Here is a 7,037-nt window from a genome sequence, read left to right on the forward strand (position 1 = left end):
GATCGTCGAGCGCGGTCGCGGACATGGCCGGTCGCACGCGGAACTCGGGTGACGGGGGGTGTTCCGGGACGACGGCCCGAACGGGCGCACCGCCGGCCAACGGCCGGGCGTCTCGTCGCGGCTCTGCGGAGCACCCGGCGGTCGGCGCCGGGGCTCGCGGCGGTTCAATCTTGGACCGTTCCCGGACGGACCGTCAATCACCGTATGCCGAACGCCGGTTCACCACCACCGGTGACGTGGGGTGTCACATCCGCGGCGGCCGAATCGTCTCAGGAGTGGAAACCGGTCATCGCGATCGGCGCATCGCGACCCATCGAGACGGAGGCCCGCAGTGGCAACGCGGAAGGTCAACGAATCCCTGACCCGGGTCGGACCGGGCACGCCCATGGGCCGGCTGCTCCGCGAGTACTGGCTCCCGGTGATGCGCGCGGAACGCCTGGCCGAGCCGGGCGGCGCACCGCTCACGGTGGAGCTGCTGGGCGAGAAGTACGTCCTGTTCCGCGGCGCGGACGGCCGGATCGGCTGCTTCGACGAGGCCTGCCCGCACCGCGGCGCCTCGCTCGCGCTGGCCCGGAACGAGGACTGCGCGCTGCGCTGCATCTACCACGGCTGGAAGTTCGACGTCTCCGGCCGGGTCCTGGAAACCCCGTCGGAGCCGGAGGACGGCGGCCGGTTCGCCTCCAGGGTGAAGCTGAGGCACCACCCGGTGGTGGAGGCCGGCGGGATCGTCTGGGTCTGGCTCGGCGGCACCGACCGCGAGCCCAGGCCCTTCCCGGAGTTCCCGTTCACCAAGCTCCCCGCCGAGCAGATCTTCGCCACCGTCGCGCTGGTGGACTGCAACTGGCTGCAGGGCGTCGAGGCCGACATCGACTCGGCGCACGTCTCCCTGCTGCACGAGACCGAGGCCCGCAACGGCCCGCTGCGCGACCTGCTCGACGACACCGCGCCGCGCGACGAGATCGACGAGCAGCCGTACGGGCTGCGCTACGCCGCGATCCGCTCGCTCTCCTCCGGGGAGTCGCTGGTCCGGATCAAGCCCTTCGCGATGCCCTGGTACACCGTGGTGCCCGAACTCCCCACCGGCGACCGGCTCTGGCACGCGTGGGTGCCGATCGACGACCACCGCACCATCATGTGGTACCTGTGGTGGAACGACGAGAAGCCCGTCGACCCGTCCTCTTTCGCCGAGCAGTTCGGCCTCGACCTCGACCGGATCGACCCCGACGACATCCGCAAGGGCTACACCCGGGAGAACAACTGGGGGCAGGACCGCGACGCGATGGCCGCGGGCCGCAGCTTCTCCGGCATCCGCGGCCTGGTCCTGCAGGACGTGGCCGTCCAGGAGAGCATGGGGCCGATCGTCGACCGGACCGTCGAGAACCCGGGCAAGAGCGACCGCGGCATCGTCCGCGCCCGGCGCTACCTGCTCGACGCGCTGGAGACGCACGAGGCCGGCGGCACCGCGCCGGGGCTCGGCCCCGACGCCGACTACGGCAAGGTGCGCTCGGCCCACATGGTCGTCCCGGACGGCACGGACTGGCGCGGCCTGGTGCCGTAGCCCTCCCGCGTCCGGCCGCCCGACCGCCCGGTCACCAGCCCTGCCACCAGCCCGGTCACCAGCCACTCAGTCACTCATCCGAGGAACCGTCATGGCCCATGTGCTGTCCGTCTCGGGCAGTCCCTCCGCGACGTCCCGCACCACCGCGCTGCTGCGCCACCTGGGCACCAGGCTCACCGCCCACGGCCACCGGGTGACCGCGCTGGAGGTCCGCTCGCTGCCCGCCGAGGCGCTGCTCGGCGCCGACCCCCTGCATCCGGCGATCGCGGCGGCGGCCGAGCTCTTCGCGGCGGCCGACGGCGTCGTGGTCGGCACCCCCGTCTACAAGGCGGCCTACTCCGGTCCGCTGAAGTGCCTGCTCGACCTGCTGCCGCAGTACGCCCTGGCCGGCAAGGTGGTGCTGCCCCTGGCCACCGGGGGCAGCACCGCGCACGTCCTGGCGCTCGACTACGCGCTGCGCCCGGTGCTCTCCTCGATGGCCCCGGCGCAGATCACCCCGGGCTGGTTCGTCCTCGACCGCGAGATCTCCGTGCGCGAGGACGGCACGGTGGCCCTCCCCGAGCGGGCCGCCGGTCCGCTGGCCCAGGTGACCGACCAGTTCTCGCTCGCGCTCGGCGGCCGCCCGGTGCTGTCCGCGGCCTCCGCCTGAGCCCCTCCGCCCTGCACCTACCAGTTGGAGCATCCGTGAAGCGCTGGTCCACCAAGGACTTGGACATCCTCCGTCCGCCGGCCGACGGCCGGCCCGGCGACGGCATCCTGACCTTCACCGACCGCTACTCGGTCTACGACTTCGGCGTCATGCCCGACGAGATCCCCGGGAAGGGCGCCGCCTCCGCCACCATGGCCGTCCACTCCTTCGGCCTGCTGGCGGCGGCCGGCATCCCGACCCACTTCGTGGAGCAGGTGGCGGAGAACGCGCTGCGGATCCGGCTGCTGGAGATCGACTTCCTCGGCCAGTACGGCCCGACCGGCCCGGCCGGGATGATCCCGCTGCAGGTGGTGTACCGCAACGCGCTCCCGCGCGAGTCCTCGGTCCACCGCCGCACCGCCGCGGGCACCCTGGATCCGGCGCTGGTGCCCCCGTACGCGGCGGGCGGCGCGCCCTGGCTGGCGTCCACCATGGTGGAGTTCACCACCAAGTTCGAGGAGACCGACCGCTTCGTCACCGCCGAGGAGGCGGCCCTGGTCGGCCGCGTCACTCCCGACGCCCTGACCGGGATCGCCGAGCTGACCCGGACCGTCGCCGGGGTGCTGACCGCGCACGCCGAGCGGGTGGGGCTGCGCCTCGCGGACGGCAAGGCCGAGTACGGCTTCGACGAGCACCGGCAACCGCTGCTGATCGACCACGTCGGCACCCCGGACGAGAACCGCTTCTACTTCCGCGGCACCCCGGTCTGCAAGGAGCTCCTGCGCCTGCTGCACCCCGAACTTCGCGGCCAGGTCCAGGAGTTGGTGCGTCTCGGCACGCCCCGCAGCCAGTGGCCGCGGCCGGAGCCGCTGGGCGGGCGGCTGGTGGCGGCCACCGCCGAGGTGTACCGGGCCCTCACCGCGCTGTGGCTCGGCGGCCGGGCGGACACGCCGCTGCCCGAGGAGCGGCTGACCCTGGCGGTCAAGGAGTTCCACGCCGCCCTGCCCGCACCGCAGTTGTTGGACCGGATCGGTCTGGTCGGGGCAGCGGACGAGTAGGTTGGCGGACATGGGGGTCGGTGACGGGATCAGTCCCGGTGCGGTGGCGCGGGCTCTGCGCCGCGCCGGGGTCGAGGCGGACGTCTCGGTGCGCCGCCGGGCGGAGTACTCCGGCGACGCCTCGCTGTACCGGGTGGTCCCGGCCGCGGTCGCCTTCCCGCGGTCGGCCGACGACGCGGTCGCGGCGCTGGCCGTCTGCCGGGACCTCGGCGTCCCGCTGACGGCTCGCGGCGCCGGCACCTCGATCGCCGGGAACGCGATCGGCCCCGGCGTCGTCCTCGACTTCTCCCGCCACCTGAACCGGATCCACCGGGTCGACCCGGAGGAGCGGACCGCGCAGGTGGACCCGGGCGTCGTCCTGGACGACCTGCAACGGGCCGCCGCCGTCCACGGGTTGCGCTTCGGCCCCGACCCGTCCACCCACAGCCGCTGCACCATCGGCGGCATGATCGGCAACAACGCGTGCGGCTCCCGCGCCCTCGGGTACGGACGCACCGCCGACAACCTCGTCGAGCTCGACCTGGTCACCGGCACCGGCGAACGCCTCACCGCACGCCGGGGCACGGACCCGTCCGGCTCCCCCGCCCTCGCCGCCCTCGCCCGCGTGGTGGGCGAGCGGCTGGCCGTCATCCGCACCGAACTCGGCCGCTTCGGGCGGCAGGTGTCCGGCTACTCCCTCGAACACCTGCTGCCGGAACGGGGCTTCGACGTCCCGGCCGCGCTGGCCGGCACCGAGGGCACGCTGGGCGTACTGCTCGGGGCGCGCCTGCGGCTCACCGCCGTCCCTGCGGCCACCGCGCTCGCCGTCCTGGGCTACCGCGACATGGCGAGCGCCGCCGACGACGTCCCGCGGCTGCTGCCCTGCTCGCCCGTCGCCGTCGAGGGCCTGGACCGGCGCATCGTGGACGTGGTCGGCGGCCTGCGCGGCGCGGCCGCACTGCCCGAACTCCCGCTCGGTGCGGGCTGGTTGCTGGTCGAGACGGCCGGACCGACCCCGGCCGCGGCACGGGACGCGGCCGGCCGCGTGATCGCCGCGGCCGGCGCCGAGGACTCCCGCCTGATCACCGACCCGGCGGAGGCCGCCGCCCTCTGGCGGATCCGCGAGGACGGCGCGGGCCTGGTCGCCCGGACCGCACGCGCCCACCCCGGCTGGGAGGACGCCGCCGTGCCGCCCGCCCGACTCGGCGCCTACCTGCGCGAGTTCGAGGACCTGCTGGCCGCGCACGGGCTCACCGGCGTGCCGTTCGGCCACTTCGGCGACGGCTGCGTGCACGTCCGCCTGGACTTCCCGCTGGAGCGCCCCGGCGGGCCGGCCGTGTTCCGCGCCTTCCTGGAGGAGGCGGCCCGCCTGGTCGCCCGGCACGGCGGCTCGATGTCCGGCGAGCACGGCGACGGCCGGGCCCGCGGCGAACTCCTGCCCGCCATGTACTCCCCCGCCGCGCTGGCCGCGTTCGGCGCCGTCAAGGCCGTCTTCGACCCGGACGGCCTGCTCAACCCCGGCGTCCTGGTCGACCCCGCCCCGCTCGACGCCGACCTGCGGCTGCCCGCCGCCCGGCCGCTGCGCACCGGACTCGCGCTCGCCCACCACCGCGACGGCGGCGACTTCACCCGGGCCGTCCACCGCTGCACCGGCGTCGGCAAGTGCCGCGCGAGCGCCCCCGCCCCGGACACCGTGATGTGCCCGAGCTACCTCGCCACCCGCGACGAGAAGGACTCCACCCGCGGCCGGGCCCGCGTCCTCCAGGAGCTGGCCAACGGCACGCTGGTCCGGGGCTGGCAGGCCCCGGAGGTCGCCGAGGCCCTCGACCTGTGCCTGGCCTGCAAGGGCTGCTCCGCCGACTGCCCGAGCGGCGTCGACATGGCCGCGTACAAGGCCGAGTACCTGTACCAGCGCTACCGGCGCCGGCTGCGGCCGGCCTCGCACTACGCCCTCGGACTGCTGCCCGTCTGGGCCCGCCTCGCCTCGCTCGCCCCCGGCCTCGCCAACCGGGTCCTGTCCGGCCCGCTCGGCGGCCTCGGGCGGGCCGCCGCCGGCCTGGACCGGCGGCGCGAGCTGCCGCGCTTCGCCCCGCAGACCTTCCGCGAGTGGTTCGCGAACCGCCCGGGGCCGCCGCCCGCCGGCGAGCCGGTCCTGCTCTGGGTCGACACCTTCACCGACCACTTCGGCCCGCAGGTCGGCCGGTCCGCCGTCCGGGTCCTCGAACGGGCCGGCTACCGGGTCGTCCTGCCGGACCGGCGGCTGTGCTGCGGCCTCACCACCATCACCACCGGGCAGCTGGACTCGGCCCGGCGCACCCTGCGCCGCACCGTCGCCGCCCTGGCCCCGCACGCCGAGGCCGGCCTGCCGATCGTCGGCCTGGAGCCCTCCTGCACCGCCGTCCTGCGCGGTGACGCCGCCGAACTCCTCGGCGCCACGGCCGAGGTGGCCGCCGTCGCCGGGGCCACCCGGACCCTCGCCGAGCTGCTCACCGCCACCCCCGGCTGGTCGCCGCCCCCGCTCCACGGCACCCGCGTGGTCGCCCAGCCGCACTGCCACCACCGGGCGGTCCTGGGCTGGTCCGCCGACCGCGAGCTGCTCACCCGCGCGGGCACCACTGTCGACGCGGTCGCCGGCTGCTGCGGCCTGGCGGGCAGCTTCGGCGCCGAACGCGGCCACTACGAGACCAGCGTCCGGGTCGCCGAAACGTCCCTGCTCCCGGCCGTCCGGGCCGCCGGGCCGGACGCCACCCTGCTCGCCGACGGCTTCTCCTGCCGCACCCAACTCGCCCAGCTCGCCCACCGCGAGAGCCTCCACCTCGCCGAACTCCTGGACCGCCGATGACTGCCGAGCGCCCCCTGCTCGTGGGAACCGTCACCCTCGACCACCTGCACGAGGGCCCGCTCGGCCGGGCCCGCCCGCCGGTGACCCTGTCCTGGGGCGGCGTCATCCACAACGTCGCCTGCGCGATGGCCGCCCGCGGCGCCGACCCGGTCTTCGTCACCGCCGGCTACACCGGCGACCTCGCCCCGGCCGTCGCCGCCCACCTCGCCGCCCACCGGGTCGACTGGCGTCCCCTCCCGGTCGAGACCCCGCTGCCCGTCTTCGAGGCCGAACTCGTCGACGGCTCGGTCGCCGACAAGCACTTCACCGGCCAGGAGGCGCTGGACCTGCTCACTCCCGCGCTGCTGGCCACCCGCCCCGACCTCCTCGACCGGGCCTCGGTCGTCGTCGCCGGCACCGACGGCCACCCCGCCACCCTGGCCTGGCTGGCCGACGCCGCCCACGACCGCGGGATCCCGTTCTGGCTGCTGTCCGCCGACCCCACCGAGGTCCACAAGCTGGTCCCCGGGAGCCGGCACGCCGGCTTCGTCTCCCTCAACGCCCGCGAGCTCTCGAACTGGGCCGGCACCGAACTGGCCGACCACGACGCCGTCGCCACCGCCGCCCGCAAGCTGGTCGCCCCCGGCGGCCACACCCTCGTCACCCTGGGCGAGCAGGGGGCGCTCCTCGTCCCCGAGGACGGCAGCACCCCGCTCCACCAGCCCGCGCACCCCGTCCCCGGCCGGCCGCTCACGGTCGGCGCCGGCGACATCCTCTTCGCCTGCCTGCTCTCCGCCCGGCTCCTGCGGACCCCCTGGGACCAGGCCCTCCCCCGGGCGACCGCGCTCACCGCCGCCTACCTCGGCACCCCCGGCTACGCCGCCCTGCGCACCGGGGCCTGACCGGGCCGGGGGGGGGGGGGGGGGGGGGGGGGGGGGGGGGGGGGGGGGGGGGGGGGGGCGCGGGGGGGGGGGCGGGGCGGCGCGGGGGGCG

At 75.9% G+C, this 7,037-nt stretch carries 5 protein-coding genes; all 5 read left to right on the forward strand.

Going from position 1 to position 7,037, the window contains the following annotated elements:
* Window positions 1–331 precede the first annotated feature (331 nt).
* The 5 genes from ACGFX4_RS26060 to ACGFX4_RS26080 all read left to right on the forward strand — a co-directional run bounded on the left by ACGFX4_RS26060 (window position 332) and on the right by ACGFX4_RS26080 (window position 6,946).
* The gene (locus ACGFX4_RS26060) at window positions 332–1,558 is read left to right on the forward strand and encodes a Rieske 2Fe-2S domain-containing protein (protein WP_393078912.1); all 1,227 of its coding nucleotides are present in this window, start codon (window positions 332–334) and stop codon (window positions 1,556–1,558) included.
* 91 nt (window positions 1,559–1,649) lie between these two features.
* Window positions 1,650–2,207, forward strand: coding sequence for an NADPH-dependent FMN reductase (ssuE, locus tag ACGFX4_RS26065; RefSeq protein ID WP_393078914.1), 558 nt, complete (start codon window positions 1,650–1,652; stop codon window positions 2,205–2,207).
* Window positions 2,208–2,242: 35 nt separating this feature from the next.
* The gene (locus tag ACGFX4_RS26070) at window positions 2,243–3,244 is read left to right on the forward strand and encodes a phosphoribosylaminoimidazolesuccinocarboxamide synthase (RefSeq protein WP_393078917.1); all 1,002 of its coding nucleotides are present in this window, start codon (window positions 2,243–2,245) and stop codon (window positions 3,242–3,244) included.
* Window positions 3,245–3,254: 10 nt separating this feature from the next.
* Entirely contained in the window at window positions 3,255–6,065 is a 2,811-nt protein-coding gene (locus ACGFX4_RS26075) for an FAD-linked oxidase C-terminal domain-containing protein (protein WP_393078919.1), read from the forward strand.
* Window positions 6,062–6,946: a PfkB family carbohydrate kinase gene (locus ACGFX4_RS26080; protein ID WP_393078922.1), complete on the forward strand. Its 885-nt coding sequence runs from the start codon at window positions 6,062–6,064 to the stop codon at window positions 6,944–6,946. Before ACGFX4_RS26075 ends, ACGFX4_RS26080 begins: the two co-directional genes overlap by 4 nt.
* The last annotated feature ends 91 nt before the right edge of the window (window positions 6,947–7,037 follow it).

Source organism: Kitasatospora sp. NPDC048365, from assembly GCF_043200835.1.
In the GTDB taxonomy this organism is placed as follows: Bacteria; Actinomycetota; Actinomycetes; order Streptomycetales; family Streptomycetaceae; genus Kitasatospora; species Kitasatospora terrestris.